Source organism: Ruegeria sp. CE6 (assembly GCF_056537485.1).
The window spans coordinates 1,212,185-1,227,085 of sequence record NZ_JBQFRR010000001.1 but is presented as its reverse complement, the minus strand read 5'-3'; the positions used below and the strand labels follow the sequence as shown (position 1 = coordinate 1,227,085).

Annotated in this window: 11 protein-coding genes and 1 tRNA gene; 11 read left to right on the top strand and 1 reads right to left on the bottom strand. The window is 55.2% G+C overall.

Going from position 1 to position 14,901, the window contains the following annotated elements:
* The first annotated feature begins 93 nt into the window (after positions 1–93).
* On the top strand, positions 94–711 hold the full coding sequence (locus ACR0DK_RS06035) for a TetR/AcrR family transcriptional regulator (RefSeq protein ID WP_170393933.1): 618 nt from the start codon (positions 94–96) through the stop codon (positions 709–711).
* A 50-nt stretch (positions 712–761) separates the two neighbouring features.
* Here ACR0DK_RS06035 and ACR0DK_RS06030 read toward each other — a convergent pair.
* Positions 762–846: transfer RNA gene (locus ACR0DK_RS06030), tRNA-Leu, on the bottom strand.
* Positions 847–1,615: 769 nt separating this feature from the next.
* On the opposite strand from ACR0DK_RS06030, the gene ACR0DK_RS06025 reads away from it, so the two are divergent.
* The 10 genes from ACR0DK_RS06025 to ACR0DK_RS05980 all read left to right on the top strand — a co-directional run bounded on the left by ACR0DK_RS06025 (position 1,616) and on the right by ACR0DK_RS05980 (position 14,881).
* Positions 1,616–2,029, top strand: a complete 414-nt coding sequence (locus ACR0DK_RS06025; protein ID WP_170393931.1) for a hypothetical protein — start codon at positions 1,616–1,618, stop codon at positions 2,027–2,029.
* Between the two features lie 2 nt (positions 2,030–2,031).
* On the top strand, positions 2,032–4,032 hold the full coding sequence (locus tag ACR0DK_RS06020) for a dynamin family protein (RefSeq protein WP_480735193.1): 2,001 nt from the start codon (positions 2,032–2,034) through the stop codon (positions 4,030–4,032).
* An 8-nt stretch (positions 4,033–4,040) separates the two neighbouring features.
* On the top strand, positions 4,041–5,690 hold the full coding sequence (locus ACR0DK_RS06015; protein ID WP_480735191.1) for a dynamin family protein: 1,650 nt from the start codon (positions 4,041–4,043) through the stop codon (positions 5,688–5,690).
* A gap of 25 nt (positions 5,691–5,715) precedes the next feature.
* Positions 5,716–6,117 carry a hypothetical protein gene (locus ACR0DK_RS06010; protein ID WP_480562230.1) on the top strand — a complete coding sequence of 134 codons (402 nt, stop codon included), beginning with the start codon at positions 5,716–5,718 and terminating at the stop codon, positions 6,115–6,117.
* A gap of 22 nt (positions 6,118–6,139) precedes the next feature.
* Positions 6,140–7,003, top strand: coding sequence for a hypothetical protein (locus ACR0DK_RS06005; protein WP_480735186.1), 864 nt, complete (start codon positions 6,140–6,142; stop codon positions 7,001–7,003).
* A 68-nt stretch (positions 7,004–7,071) separates the two neighbouring features.
* Positions 7,072–9,114, top strand: a complete 2,043-nt coding sequence (locus ACR0DK_RS06000) for a dynamin family protein (RefSeq protein ID WP_223118643.1) — start codon at positions 7,072–7,074, stop codon at positions 9,112–9,114.
* Complete coding sequence (locus tag ACR0DK_RS05995; RefSeq protein ID WP_480735184.1) at positions 9,111–10,400, top strand: dynamin family protein; 1,290 nt, start codon at positions 9,111–9,113, stop codon at positions 10,398–10,400. The genes ACR0DK_RS06000 and ACR0DK_RS05995 overlap by 4 nt, the downstream gene beginning before the upstream one ends.
* Before the next feature lie 340 nt (positions 10,401–10,740).
* Positions 10,741–12,924: a serine/threonine protein kinase gene (locus ACR0DK_RS05990; RefSeq protein ID WP_480735182.1), complete on the top strand. Its 2,184-nt coding sequence runs from the start codon at positions 10,741–10,743 to the stop codon at positions 12,922–12,924.
* Positions 12,925–13,124: 200 nt separating this feature from the next.
* A complete protein-coding gene (locus ACR0DK_RS05985) occupies positions 13,125–14,102 on the top strand; it encodes an FHA domain-containing protein (protein ID WP_480735180.1) in 978 nt (325 codons plus the stop codon).
* A complete protein-coding gene (locus ACR0DK_RS05980) occupies positions 14,102–14,881 on the top strand; it encodes a PP2C family protein-serine/threonine phosphatase (protein ID WP_170393913.1) in 780 nt (259 codons plus the stop codon). Before ACR0DK_RS05985 ends, ACR0DK_RS05980 begins: the two co-directional genes overlap by 1 nt.
* Positions 14,882–14,901 lie beyond the last annotated feature (20 nt).

Here is a 14,901-nt window from a genome sequence, read left to right as displayed (position 1 = left end):
TAACGTTGTGCCAAAACCGCTATCGGAGTGAAAAGCGTTGAAACTGAACCGAACGGTTTATAGTGTTGCAGGATATCGCAATCCGGAGACACCATGACCCAAGCCGCCACCATCCTGCGTACAGGCCGTAAATTCGACCAGGTGTTACGTGGGGCCCGAGAGGTTTTCATGGCGGATGGGTTTGAAGGCGCAAGCGTCGATGACATCGCGCGTGCGGCGGGTGTTTCGAAGGCAACGCTATACAGCTATTTCCCCGACAAGCGACTGTTGTTCACCGAGGTTGCCCAGACCGAATGTCGCCTGATGTCTGAACGCATCCTTTCGATGATCGATGAGACCAAGCCAGCCCGCGAGGTGCTGACGATAGCAGCCACTCAGCTTACGGCTTTTCTCGTCTCGGACTTCGCGCAGCAAGTCTTTCGCATATGTGTGGCCGAGCGCGACCGATTCCCCGAGCTTGGTAAAGCGTTTTATGAAGCAGGACCGAAGAACGGCCAACGCCAGATGGCCGAATATCTGACCAAGGCAGTTGGCAAAGGTGAGTTGGCGGTTGAAGACGTCAACATCGCGGCCGAGCAGTTTTCTGAACTGTGCAAAGTCCGACTATGGGGCCGCGCGGCTTTCGGTATCCAAAATCGATTTGACCAGAACGAGATAGACGAGGTTGCATTACAGGCCGTCGACATGTTTATGGCCCGCTACGGCGTTTGAACTGCGTAAGTTCGCCAGCGATCAATCACATTGATGGTAAGAAGTCGTGTTGGTGCGGGTGGAGGGACTTGAACCCCCACGCCTTGCGGCGCCAGAACCTAAATCTGGTGCGTCTACCAATTTCGCCACACCCGCAACCCGATGCCGAAGCACCGCGACGACGCGCTGAATAGCAAAGCTTTTGAATGAGTGCGAGAGGTAAAATCAAGCGAGAGGGCAATTTATTATCGTCTCGATGGAAACAATCTTTTGCCCAAGTAAGTTTAACCAGAACTCGCATGTGCCAAATGTTAAAGAACGTGCCTTGGACAGTGAGAATGCAGTTTGGCCAGTCTTTCCAGCACGAACAGTGCTCAGGTGCTGGTTTTGGTCGTAATTTCACCTGTGTGAAGGCCCGTTTTCTGGTCCTTCTTTTTGTTTCCATTTAGCGAACATTTATCGCAATTTTTCTCTTTATCTTAAACTCGCATACGTTGAGTCGCTGAAAGATTACTTTGTGTGGGGCACATTTCAAAAAAGTGTAACTTGAGGTGAGTGGTTTCGTATCGAATTTCAATCAGAGGTTCCTTCGATCACAGAAATAGAAATTATTTTTATATATTTCAAAAACGTAAGAAGCAACATGTAAATCCTTGACGCCACGGAATCTCGGACTTTTTAACAAGCAATCAAAGCCATAAAAACTTGGGCAACTCGTCAACGTCGTGGCTTACACTCTCATAGGTTGAGGTATTTCTATGAGACGCCATCATAATTGTGCCACATTTCAAACGCCAAAATATCCTATTCGCGTCAAAATAACACCGCGGTAATCGTAATTGATTGGGTGCAGGAGTTAATGAGTCTTTTTTGCCTTCTGGCACCGTGCGAGTTTCTGCTCAACTCCAGAACAAGGGTCTCTGTCGTGACCAACCAGATCAAATCCGTTGCTTCCGAGCAAGACGCTGTCAGCCTTGCGCGTGAAAGCTTTATTGGCGAACTGAAAACCCTGAACCGTCAGCACCCTGGCACAGGATTCGGCGTCGCTCTCCGTACGCATTCGGGCAATCGCTACTTGCTGGCTAATGCCCGCATGCCGCTGCCTGCCAACAAAACAGATGATTTTCCGACCGGACGCCGTGTGGCTTGTTTGGAAAATGGTGAAGGCTTCAGTTCAATCGAAGTTCTGGCTGATTCTTTCGCATATGAATCGATTTCACCGCGAACCGAGGCCGCAATCCTCGGCAACGCGCTGGACCTGATCGCACGAATCGACACGCTTGCAAGCCTGCCTGACGGGGCAGGGAACCACATCGCTGCAACTGGTACCGGAGGCTGACCATGGCGCGTAACGACCACCTTCTGTCTGTCGGAAACGAGTCCCTGTCTGAGATGACAGAGGCAATGACCTCGTTGACGACACAGATCGACCAACTGACAGAGGTGGCGGATGCACGGTCTTCCGCACGGCTGGCTGCGCTCAAGACCAAAATGGAGAATTTTACCGCCAGTGTCACGATGGTGGGGCAGGTGAAGGCCGGCAAATCCTCGATCGTGAACATATTGGCCGGGAGGCCAAATCTTTTGCCTTCGGATGTGAACCCGTGGACCTCGGTGGTTACAACGCTGAACATCAACACCCGCACAGAAGGCGACACCCGTTCCAAATTCACATTCTTCGAGCAGGAAGAATGGGACAATCTGATGGTTGGCGGCGGTCGTCTGGGCGAGTTGGCTAATCGAGCCGGTGCCGATGATGAGATGGACGATATTCGCCGTCAAATCGGCGAGATGAAGGCCAAATCAGAAGAGCGGCTTGGGAAGCACTTTGACCTGATTCTCGGTCAGAGCCACCAGTATGATTATTTCGACGATGAACTGATTCAGCGGTATGTCTGCCTCGGGGATGAGGATGACCCGGATATCGACCCCAAGACGGGTCGTTTCGCCGATGTGACTAAATCGGCCGAGCTGTTCATGGATATCCCGCAATATCCGATCTCGCTCAAGCTCTGCGATACCCCAGGTGTGAACGATACCTTTATGGTGCGCGAACAAATCACCCTACGCAGCCTGCGTGGATCAGAGGTGTGTGTTGTTGTTTTGGCTGCCAGCCAGGCGTTAACCACGATGGACATGGCGCTAATGCGGATCATCGCACAGTTCGAGAACCGCCAGATCATCCTGTTCGTGAACCGCATCGATGAATTGTCAGACCCGGTCAATCAAGTGCCTGAGATACGTGATCGTATTCAAGACACACTGAAACAGAACAACATAGACGCCAGCACCAGCGTTGTTTTTGGCAGCGCTCTGTGGGCCGAGGCTGCGCTAACCGGAAACCCGGACATTCTAACTGAGGAATCGCGCGAGGCGTTGAACACCTTCTATCTGGCGGCTGGATTTGGCGATCAGGCTGCATCGCTGGATAAGATCTGGGCGCTATCAGGATTGCCTGATCTGCTGCTCGCCATGAATGAGCGTATCGCTGAGGGTGCAGGAACGCGTCTTTTAGATCGCGTTCGCCATCGGGCGCGCAACATTGCCAGCCAGATCCGGGCGACTGCAGTGGCCAAGACGCTGTCTAACTCTGACGGTATCGTTCGGGATCTGGACGGTGCGTCGCCCGAAGAAGCGATCGCAAAGGTTTCGGCTGAGTACGAAAAGAAAGCCTCGGAACTGACAACCAAGCTTCGCGACAAGGTATTAGAGCGACTTGCGTCTGCGGAAGCAAATTTTGTCAAACGTGCGACGGATTCTCTGATCTCACATCTGGAACAGAATGGTGAGCAGGGTACATGGCAATATGATCCAGCAGGTCTGCGCACCTTGCAGAAGGCGGCATATTTCAGCTTTGCCCGATCCATGCGTAAGGATGCCGGTGCTCTGTATTCGGCTGCTGCAGCGGACGTGGAGGCACTGTATCAGAAGCTGCTGGGCAACCACTTGGGTGAATTCAACATTGAAGCTCCGATCGTGCCGCGTGTACCCCCGCCATTAGGGATTGGCCGCACAATCGCACTGGACCTGCAGAGCACATGGTGGCGACGTTGGTGGCAACGCCGCAAAGGGTTCGAAGCCTATGCCGCAGATTATACGCGACTGATCGCGTCCGAGGCGAACTCGATCACTAAAGACATCGAGGAAAACCAGATCGCCGCAGTCCTAGAGAACGTGCGGGCCGCGCTGACCGACTTTATTGCCGAACAGAAAGACACGCTGCTCAGCATCTCGCAATCGCCTGAAAGGGCTGCGGCCCAGATGGCCGAGCAGAAGCCGCAGAAATCACGTGACGATATTCTGGGCGATATCCTGAAAGACCTTAGTAACGAAGCAGCATAAGAAGAGTTATGGTAAAAGAATCACAAACCCGCTTCGTCTCTCCCAAGGCTTGGAACCGCATCGAGCAGTGGTCCCGCCGCAAACCTGTGTTTGCGCTCATGGGGGAATTCAGTGCAGGCAAATCGACGTTGATGAATTTCCTGCTGCGCAAACAGGCACTGCCGACGCAGGTCACAGCGACGCAACTGCCGCCGATCTGGTTCAGCTGGGGCAATCGACCCGCCTATATCAAACGCCATGATGGTAGTACGCAGAATATCGAATTGGATCAGCTTGAACAGGTTGGTGTCAACGACGCCCAGTTCATTCGCATCTTCCTTGAAGCCGACATTCTTGAGGCGGTCGACCTGATCGACACACCCGGCATTTCGGACCCGAAGATTTCGACGGATGTCTGGCAACGCGCAGTTGGCCAGGCCAATGGTGTGTTGTGGTGCACGCACTCGACCCAGGCTTGGCGCGAAACTGAACGTGCCACATGGGTTTCGCTGCCGGAACGGCTGCAGCATAAATCGCTTTTGCTGGTGACGCGCGCAGATGCATTGAATCAGAAAGACCGGCAGAAGGTCTTGCGCCGCGTAAATCGCGAAGCGGGTCATTTGTTCAATCGCACGATCCTGTTCTCGGCCCGTGATGCTATCATGGCCCGTGACAAAACCGGTGACGCCGAGCTGTGGTCACGCAGCGGCGGCGGCAAGATGGTCGACAGTTTCCTTGAGATCACTGAGCAGATCATGGACAGCCGTGCGGATATGCTGTCGCGCTATCAAATTGACAAATCCCTGTCAGACGCACCCAAAGTTCAGCCATCGCGGCCCGAGAAAACCTCTGGCGATGCACCGCTGAAACTTGTCACGCCGATGGAAGATGACTCTGCCGAGAATGATGTGGTTACAAGTTTCCCAGTACGCCCTGCCCGCGTGGAGCGTCGCACCGAGGAGTCCGGACAGGCGCGGATTGATGCAGAAGAAGCCGAGCGGATGCGCGCGGAAATGGCTACCGAAGCGGAGCCTGCTGATGAAGACTTACGTGCCTTGTTCTCTGACAAGACGGAAGATCCGCTGGATCTGAACCTCTTGGCAAACCCCATCACCGACGTGGATGAGTTTGATTTCATGGATGACGATGATGAGGAAGAGCAGGAAGATGCCGAACTGATCGTCTTGGGCGAAGGAGAGGACGAAGCGGAAGCAGTCGAAGCTGCGGACACCGAACAAGAGCCGTCGGAAGACGCCGAAGAATCATCAGATATCGAAGTATCGGTTTCGTCGATTGCGGCCCTGTTGGCGGAACAGTCGGAAAACTCGGCAGACGAATATGAACCGGAGCCCGAATCGAATGCGCTGGCTCCAAACCGCGTCGTATCAATGGTGGGTGAAGCTGCTGCCGAAGAGATTGAAGATGCAGCCGATGACAAGGCAGATGATTTGGGCGATCGCCTCATAGAAACGCCACTCAGTGCTGCAGCAATGTGGGGTGAAATCGTGGCGCGTGAGAACCTGCCTGACGATGCAAATGGCCTGAAAAGCGCCTTTGCAGCATTCTTGTCCGAGTTTGACCAGATTGCGTTGGAACATGACGCTAAGCGGAATCAAGACATACCGCGCGCCGTTTCTGAGGCTCGCAAGAACGGCGGAGCGGAGTGGCATGCGATTTAGATTAAACTCGAAGGTGGGCATCTGAATGTCGATTGACTTTGCTCTGGCTTCGGCCATCGAAACCATACCCGACTGCATCGCAGCCGGGTATGTCGACATGGAGACCGGCATGTTATTGGGCGTCGACGCGTCGGACCAAGACAGCGCTGATGCGCTCGAAAATCTCGCACTTGCAGTAGCTAATCTGTTTCAGGGACGCGGTATGAAGGGATTCGAAGAACTCCTGCGTGCGGCAAAAATCGACGATACTGAACACCCCGGATTTGGGGAAATCGCGGTGTTCTCAAACGACCGGCTGCACATCTTTCTCAGGACAACAGAATATCCTGATCACGTGGTATGCTATATCTGCCGCGACAGCGCGAATGTCGGGCTGGCGCTTACGAAATCACATCTCAGCCTCGGGCCGGTGGCGGCCGCGGTGTAGACGGGACCAGAGGGGGTCACGCATGATGGATAGTGAAATACTGGATATGCTCGAAGGGATCGGGCGGACTTCGGTCGCGCGCTTATCGCCTGCAATCTACCTATCGGGTAGCAGCGCACTGTTACGCCGGAATGAGGTGCTGGGGGCCATCCGGGGCACGATCTTGCCTCGGCGTTTGGAATTTACGGCGGCTGACGGGGCAACTTTGGCTATCGAAGTCAACAGCTCTCGGGTCACCGACGTATTCCGCTGTGCTTCGGGCCCTGTCCCGGATTTTGAAACTGAAGCACGCGAAAAACTGATCGAACGACTGGCGCAAGTGGTGTCGGAAATTGCAACGGCACCCGGCCCGCTTGAGTTGGTTTCTCTGCGCCCGGATACGGCGCTTGAGGCTGATGAAGTAGGGGTTACCTTTTCGGAGGTCCAAGCGGCCTGCGCGCGGATTGAACTAATCGAAGAGCCACGCATGGCCATCGTTTCCGACCAGACCTTAGAACCAGAAGCCCAGCCAGAAACTGCGTCACAAGGCGCCACCAGTATAGCCGGAAAATTCTTTGAGGGCGCGGATCGGTTCGCATTAGGTCGAATACTGATTGGGTCGACTGAAGACGAGATGCAATTTGACGGGTTGTGTGCGCAGGGCCAAGACGCACATCCGGACAAGGATATATTGGCCCGATTCACCCGGGATCTGGCGGGATGGCAGGCCGATGGTTCCGATGCTTTAACTGATCCACAGCTGATCGTCATTCGCCCGACAGGTGGACAAGGCGCGGGTCTCGCCATCTTGTGCGACGGTCAGGAAACCGCCGCCGCCGTTCATGACGCCCGCAAGCTGGGCGCTGTCGTCAACCTATGGAAAACATTGAATAGCGCCGTTGAATAACCGCGTTCCTGCCAAATAGTGTCCACTTTGCAAAGTTAAACAAAATACGAGTTACCAGGGTAAATCTTATGAGTGAGTTAAACCGCCGCGAGCTTATTCGCATCGCAGAAGACATGAACGGGACGAGCAATGACGAAACGCGTCACTTCATCTCGCGCATCGTTGACGACTTGTCGAACCTCAAGCCTTCGATAGCATTCGTAGGTCAAATCAAGGCCGGAAAATCGCGCTTGATCAACGGTTTCACCGGGCATGCAGAATATCTACCCTCGGACGTGAACCCATGGACGACAGTGATCACCGACATGCATTTCGGTCATCCGTCCGGTCGGACGTCGGGCGCCGAGTTTCATTTCTTCGACAATCGCCAATGGCAGGCCCTGATCGCCGAAGGTGAAGAGTTGCGCAACATGTTCCCTGATGAAGAGGACAGCTACAAGCGCGAGATGATCGAAGAGCAGGTCGAGGCAATGAAAACCCGCGCCAAGCTACGCTTGGGGGAAAGCTACAAACACCTTCTTGGCGAGCATCACGATCTGGATGAATTGACCTCGGATGACCTGGCGCGCTATGTCTGTGCCGGGGATGACCCGACAGATGAAGACCAGTATGACCCCGGTTCAGATCGGGGCCTTTACAGCGACATCACCCGTAAGGCCGAGGTCTATTTTGACATTGGCCATTTTCCGTATCCGGTGACAGTCACAGACACACCCGGTGTCAATGACCCGCTGCTGATCCGTGAAGAGATCTCGCGCCAGTATCTCAAGGAATCCGACTTTTTCGTCGTCGTGCTGTCTGCGCATCAGGCGTTGTCGCGGGCCGATCTGAAGCTATTCCGCCTGATGCAAGCGCTAGAGCTTGGTCAGATCGTGGTCTTCATCAACCGCGTGGACGAATTGGGAGGTGGCGCCGAAGATGCCGGCAAGGTGCGCACTGACGTATTGGATGGGCTTGAACAGGCGCTTGGCAACTCGGAGATTGACGTTCTGATGGGCAGCGCCCAATGGGCCCATTATGCGCTGACCGGGGATGAAACCGGAATCGACCATGATCAGATATTGGCGTGGTTGAGGGCGCATCCCGAACAGATGAAGCAATATCTTGACGGCGTCGAAGAGATCAAACAAGGTCCCGGCCCCATCAGCCGCGAAGGTGTATTGCGATTTGCCGCGATGATCGCGTCGGGCTTGCCCGATCTGCGCCGTCATGTGACCAAAGCCCTGACCGAAGGACCGCGCCAAGAACAGCTTAATATTGCGTGGCAGCACTTAAACAGTTTTGCCCAAGGTGAGCTTGAGCGCAGCACGGCGCGGCTTCGTGCGATTGAGGAAAAGGATGGTCCTGACACAGCGGATGTCGAAGAAAACAACAAATCGCTTTCTGAGTTGCGTGCGCTAGTTGAAGATAAATCCAAGGCCATCACCAATGATATGGACGATGTATTGGCCAATTTGCGGGGCGTTATGGATGACACCGTCGCCGAGGCTGTCTCGATCGTTGTGCGCGGCCCTGATGGGCAATCGCCTTTGCTGGCCAAAGACGGAGATACTGAGCTGAACTTTACGCCTCTGCGTGAGCGGATGCGCGAGCTTGTCCAGGGCGCGACACAGGTGGTACGGCAGCGCATGCTTAGTGAGCTTTACGCTATCGATATGCAGACCAATGCTGCTTTGCGCGCCCTGCCCGGATGGCAGGAGCCCGTGGACAATCGCATGAATACCAGCGCGGTGCGTTGGTTCCGTCCAAATACAAGCGCGCTGACGCGTGGCATTACGGTTGAGTTGCGTGTGACATGGCTGTCGCGACTGATATCGCGTCGCAGTGTGTTGAACCGCGCCGAACGGATGATCGTGCAAGAGTTTGAGATGATCGGAGACGATCTTGTAGATACCGCCAGAAGCGACCTGATCGAACGGATGAAAACCGTTCTTGACCATTATATGGCGCTGCTGGCCGGGCATCTGGAACATCGCGCAGGCCCCGATGGGTCGAACGCGCGCGCCGAAGCGCAACGTGCGGTTGACCAAGCGCGGCGCATCAGCGATGAACTAGGGGCGGTGCACGGAACTGCACCCGTGGACACTCGACAGGCAGAGGCCGCAGAATGATTGAATTCCCCGGAACCGAGAAGGAAGTGCGCCAGCTAGAGCGTTTCCTGACCGCCACCGAAAATGCACCCTCATCGGCAGAGCTGGATGATATGCGCGCCCGCGCGCTGGCCCATGCCGAGCGGCTTTCGAACGCGGTTTCCATTGGTTTTGCCGGGGAGTTTGGAGCCGGAAAGTCCAGCCTTGCCAACATGCTGGCGGGGGCAGACATTCTGCCCACCGGGCCGCAGCATCTGAAATTGCCCCTGGTGATCGTGGCCTATGCCGATACGCCTGAGACAACCGTTGGTTGGTGGGACAAGGAACCCAAAGTCTATTCCGGTATAGCGCTGGAAAAGGCAGCGGCGGATGAACCCGATTTCATCTCGGTCGGGTTGAATACCCCTGCCCTGCAGGAGATTTCGCTGTTTGATCTGCCCGGTGCCGGTGCACTGGATGATACCTACAAACAGACTCTAAATTTGCTCGACTATGTGGATTGTGCGATTTGGTGCACCAATGGCACTAACGCCTGGCGTGAAACCGAACGCCATTTGTGGTCGCAGGTCCCTCAAAAGCTGCGCGATAACAGCTTGTTGGCTGTAACACATGCCGATTTGCCTCCGGTGCGGGATGCTCTGGATCGGGTAGTCGCACGCCTGAACAAGGAGAAGGGCGATTTGTTTCGCGCGGTTGTGACCATCGGCACCCCGGTAGCGGTACGGGCCATGGAACAAGAGCCTGAACCCGACTTTGCTTTGTGGGAAACCTGTGGCGGGCAGAACTTGGCAGAACAGGTTTTGCACATAGCCTCTGATCACCGTCGCCATGATCTTGAGGCCGCCCAAAAAGATCTGGCTGAAGAGTTTATGCCTTATCTGGAGAACCTTACTGGTGCGGCTTCGACAGATGGCGCTGAGGCCGACGGCAATACAGTGCAGGCAAGCCTAGAGGCCGCCCTGCCCCCCCTGGACAATCCGATCCTTGAAGACTGGCTTGCGGCCATCGCCAGCATTTACAACGATCTGCGTGAAAGCTCGGATATTGAACCGGCGGCCTTCCTGCAAAGCTGTCAGGAAATCGTCGAGGATTTTGCCGAAAGGTTAGAATCTGGTACCGAAATCGATCCCAAAGCAGACTGGGTTCCGGCCGAGTTTGAAAAGGCCACTGACCTGTTGCTGTTGCTGCAGTTTGAAACCGGGGACGCACCGCTGAAGGATGCAATAAGCATTCTCGCACAACTCAGCGACAATCTGGCTTGGGCGGGCAGCTCTGTTGCGTCGGCGCCCCCAAAAACCGGCACATAAGTTTTTCCCGCTTGAATTGAGCCGCATCGCAGCGATTCGAAGCGTTCGGAATCAGCGCGATATTGTTTCGAATTCGTGGACCAAGCCTCTATTTCGGCGGTATAGAATCCATTTCTTCCATCAGGCAAACACAACATATAGTGTAGTGAAGGTTTGGGCTGACTATATAGGCGATTTCGATTTTTGTGATCCATAGTGAAGCCATCAGGCGGCCCCAATAAAGTCAAATTTGAAACGTCTAACCGTCTTAAGTGTCCTGCGGTTGTGTTTGGTTGTGAGTTCGCGGGCTGAAGCCCTGGTTATCTATGCCGCAATAAACGAGTAGAATGGGCGGGAAGAAATGAGCCACAACCAGGCGGTCGGCGCAACGCACGACGAACCTCAGATCGAAGGATTGCAGCCAGGCGCAAAGCTGCTGCGCGGACAGTATGAAATCCTCCGGTTCCTAAGCAACGGCGGGTTTGGGATCACCTATCTCGCGCGCGATAGTCTGGATCGCGATGTGGTCATCAAGGAATGCTATCCGGGGGCGCTCTGCCAGCGGAATGGTGATCTGGTCGAACCTACCAACCCTGACCACAAAGAAGACCTGCGCGCCATTATCGACCTGTTCATTCAGGAAGCACGCAACCATGCGCGGCTGGTTCATCCCAACATCGTCGACGTGCATCAGGTGTTTGAGGACAACGACACCGCTTATATCGCGATGGACCTGATCCGCGGATGCGATCTGCTGGACTATGTCGAAAAACCCGAAAACAAGAGCGGACCGGACTTTATCGTTCAGGTCACCGAAAAAATGCTGTCTGCGGTGTCGTTCATTCACCAAAGCGGCATGCTACATCGCGATATTTCACCCGACAATATCCTGATCGATGAGAATGGCGAACCCATCCTGATCGACTTTGGTGCAGCACGCGAGCAGGCGGCACACAAGTCAGCGGCGCTATTGACGCTGCGCGTGATTAAGGACGGGTATTCGCCACACGAATTTTATGTGCGTGGCGCGGATCAGGGCCCCAGCAGTGACCTCTATGTACTGGCTGCAACGCTGTATCATGCGATCAGCGGCGAGCGACCGATTGATGGCCAGACACGTTTGAATGCGTTCAACAACGGCCAAGACGATCCTTATGAACCGCTGACAGGGCGATTCAAAGGTTATCCTGACGGGTTCCTTGAGGCGATCGACAAAGCAATGGAAGTGCACGCCACTGACCGTGTGCAAACCGCATTGGACTGGCTGCGTATGTTCCGTGGGCCCGGTGTGATGTTCGACAGTTTCGCGTATCGCCCGGTTTCGGTCATTGTTGGCATGGATCGCAAAGACGAAGAGGCCGAAAAAGAACGGATCAAAGCCGAAAGCGAGAATGCAGAGGCCGTCGTGACCGCGCTGCTGGCCGGGAACTCTGATCTCGCCCTCGGGAACGAGGAAAAAACGGAAGACACTCTTGCTAAATTTGCACCTCAGGACGAGGCCGTTGCTGCAGTCGACACCGTTGTAAAAAGCGGCTCGGGCGGCAGTGGCAAGATGATCGCGGGTATCGCGATTGTATTGGCGGCTCTGGCCGGAGGTGGATACTTCGTAATGACGGGCGATCAGCAATCGCCCGAGGCAACTCCGGTGACTGCAGAGGCTCCGACTACTCCGGTGCCCGCAGAAGCAGCTCCGGAACCCGTCGAGCAGACCGCCGAAGCCACAACAGAGCCGCAACAGGCCGAAGTCGCTTTGGCATCAGAACCAGAAGCGGCGCAGGAACAACCTGTCGAGCAGGCTAATGAGGTGCCGGAAGCCGCCATTGTGTCAGAGCAGCAACCCGAAGAAATCGCTTTGGTGGAACCTGAAGTAGTGGAACCTGAAGTGACGGAACCTACGGTTGAAGACATCACACCCATCGCACCTGCAACGCCGGTAAATCTCGCCGAAAACCAGGTCGCATTTGGGCACTGGGATATTGAGATTCCATTCACGATGTCCAAGCGTCGCAGCTCGACCGGGAGTGTCATTGCCATCAATGCATTGAACGCCGGGCAAGATAGGTCGGTGATCGGGGATTGGGTCGAACGGGGCGCTACGATTTTTACTCTGAATGGTGAACCTATTCGTCCGGACACAACGCTTGCATCGTATGTTCTAGATAACTTCTCGGTCGATCCAGACGGGTATATCCGTGTAGCAGCGCGCTATCGCAGTCTGGGCGAAACACGCGCGCAGAATGGATTGCTGGCCCTGCCCGCCTTCCGCAGTTTTGGCCTTCTGAACGGTTATTCGTTTGATGTGGCTCATGCGGGCGAGGCAGGTTGGCAAACCGTCGTCGCATCTGTTCCGGAAGAAGTTGCTGGCAGTTTGCAGCGGGGGGATGTGCTGCTGCGCGAAACACAGACTGGTGTCTCGATCAATGAGCCCGAGAGTCTGGACGGCATCCTTGCTCAACTTGTTTCCGACAACCAACCCGAGGCGCGCCTAAGCATTCTGCGCAACGGAGCTGAAAGTACTGCGGTCATGCAACTAACGCAGGAGTGATCGCCCAGTTGATGTGACTATCGCCAGTTTCAGTGTGCTGGGGGTGCCGCCCATCGCGTCACCCCGTCGGGGACCAACCCGTCGCGACGTAAATGTTTCTCTGTTTCCTCTTCATCAGTGCCCTGCGCCTACGGCGAAGCGGTTTGTAGCAGTCCCGCGGGTAAAACCCCGCATCAGAAATCAAAGAAGGTGACGACACCATGTTCAAATACAAAAGCCCTCTGAGCCGGCTTCTAGAAGGTGCCGGAAAACCGAAAGAAGAAGATGCGGTGGAAACCGAAACCGAAACCGTTGCGGAAGCGGTCGAAACAGAAAGCGCTGCTCCGATTGCGGATTTCAACGCCCTGCGCGCGGCCCTTGCGGGTGGAAACGTTAGCTCGGACAGCTACGAGGAAGCAGACGAACTGATCCCCGAAGAACCGATGCCCGAGTTTACGGAAGACCAGATCGAAGATCAGGCGACCGAAGAAGAAGTGGCCGAGGTTCAAGAGGTCGAAGAAGATGAACAGATTGTCACGCTTCATCTGACTGCGGAAGACGAGGTTCAGGACGATGAACCCGAAGTCACCTTAGAAGAACCAGAGGCCATCGAACCTGAAGTCGTATCTGAAGTTGCGGGCGAGGTGGAAATCGTCGGAGAACCCACACCGGAACCGGAGCCTGTTGATGTAACCCCGGAACCCGCCATGGTCGCACCTGCACCTGCACCGGCTGAAGATCGGCGTTCTCGTGTGAAGACGACGTTTTTGGGTTTCGAGCGTGCAGACACGCATGTTCAGGAGCTGATGGAAACAGTTGAGCCCGTTGAAAAGACAGAAGCGGCCGAACAGACATTCCCGGTTGGCTGGCTGGTCGTGACCGCCGGACCGGGCCGGGGTGCCGCGATTACCTTGACCGAGGGATTGATGCAGATCGGTCGGAACGACGATCAGGCTATTCAGCTGGATTTCGGCGACACCGGGATCTCTCGCAGCAATCACGCCGTCATCGCATATGACCCTGAGGACCGGAAATGCTATCTGGGCCATGGCGGCAAGGCCAACTTGGTGCGCCTGAATGGCAAGCCTGTGCTCAGCACCATAGCCTTGTCCAGCGGCGATCTGATCCGGATCAGCGAAACCTCGATCCGCTTCACCGCTTTCTGTGATGACGGCTTTGACTGGCGGGATGCCGATTAATGCTGGCGACCCCTGCATATGATATTGCCCTGATCCTGGACCAGGGTCAGCGCGACTCGCAGGAAGACGCGATTGCTGCGCGGGTCTCTGACGCGGCAGACGCGGGTTATGTCGTGATTGCCGACGGTATGGGTGGTCATGAAGCGGGTGAAGTCGCTTCGCAGTTGGTCATTTCAGCCTGGCGCGATGCGATGGATGCCCAGTTGGATGGGCCCGACCTTGCTGAGAGCGCACTGCTCGACGCTCTGCCGTTGGCCGCAATGCAGGCCAACGCCGCTATGGCGAGCCATAGTGAGGAAAACGAGGTCAATCTGGGCTCCACCCTTCTGGGCATGTTGATGCTGGATCAACGCGTATTCTGGATCTCGATCGGTGACAGTCCACTTTACCTGTTCCGCAATGATGCCCTGTCACAGGTCAACGAAGATCACTCGATGGCCCCGGTGATCGACGAACAGCTCGCACAAGGATTACTGAGCGCGGAAGAGGCGCAGGGCCATCCGGATCGTAACCAACTGACTTCGGTGATCATGGGGGCTGCGATTCCAAAAGTGGATTGTCCGGAACAACCATTGGCGCTGATTGCGGCAGATGTACTGATCCTTGGCAGTGATGGCCTGCAATATCTCGGCAATTCCGAGATCGAAACGCTGGTGCGCACGCATATTCATTCCCCGGCTCGCGATATTGCTGATGCGCTGCTTCAAGCACTGCATGCAAAGGCAGACCCGGATCAGGACAACATTTCAATCGCCGTGGTCAAACCGGCACAGACTTAGACAGGCAGTGAAACAGGACA

Excerpts from the sequence above, each read along its gene's own strand:
- ACR0DK_RS05990 (WP_480735182.1), top strand. The coding sequence starts at position 10,741 with ATGAGCCACAACCAGGCGGTCGGCGCAACGCACGACGAACCTCAGATC.
- ACR0DK_RS06020 (WP_480735193.1), top strand. The coding sequence starts at position 2,032 with ATGGCGCGTAACGACCACCTTCTGTCTGTCGGAAACGAGTCCCTGTCT.
- ACR0DK_RS06005 (WP_480735186.1), top strand. The coding sequence starts at position 6,140 with ATGATGGATAGTGAAATACTGGATATGCTCGAAGGGATCGGGCGGACT.
- ACR0DK_RS05995 (WP_480735184.1), top strand. The coding sequence starts at position 9,111 with ATGATTGAATTCCCCGGAACCGAGAAGGAAGTGCGCCAGCTAGAGCGT.
- ACR0DK_RS06015 (WP_480735191.1), top strand. The coding sequence starts at position 4,041 with ATGGTAAAAGAATCACAAACCCGCTTCGTCTCTCCCAAGGCTTGGAAC.
- ACR0DK_RS06035 (WP_170393933.1), top strand. The coding sequence starts at position 94 with ATGACCCAAGCCGCCACCATCCTGCGTACAGGCCGTAAATTCGACCAG.
- ACR0DK_RS06000 (WP_223118643.1), top strand. The coding sequence starts at position 7,072 with ATGAGTGAGTTAAACCGCCGCGAGCTTATTCGCATCGCAGAAGACATG.
- ACR0DK_RS05980 (WP_170393913.1), top strand. The coding sequence starts at position 14,102 with ATGCTGGCGACCCCTGCATATGATATTGCCCTGATCCTGGACCAGGGT.
- ACR0DK_RS05985 (WP_480735180.1), top strand. The coding sequence starts at position 13,125 with ATGTTCAAATACAAAAGCCCTCTGAGCCGGCTTCTAGAAGGTGCCGGA.
- ACR0DK_RS06010 (WP_480562230.1), top strand. The coding sequence starts at position 5,716 with ATGTCGATTGACTTTGCTCTGGCTTCGGCCATCGAAACCATACCCGAC.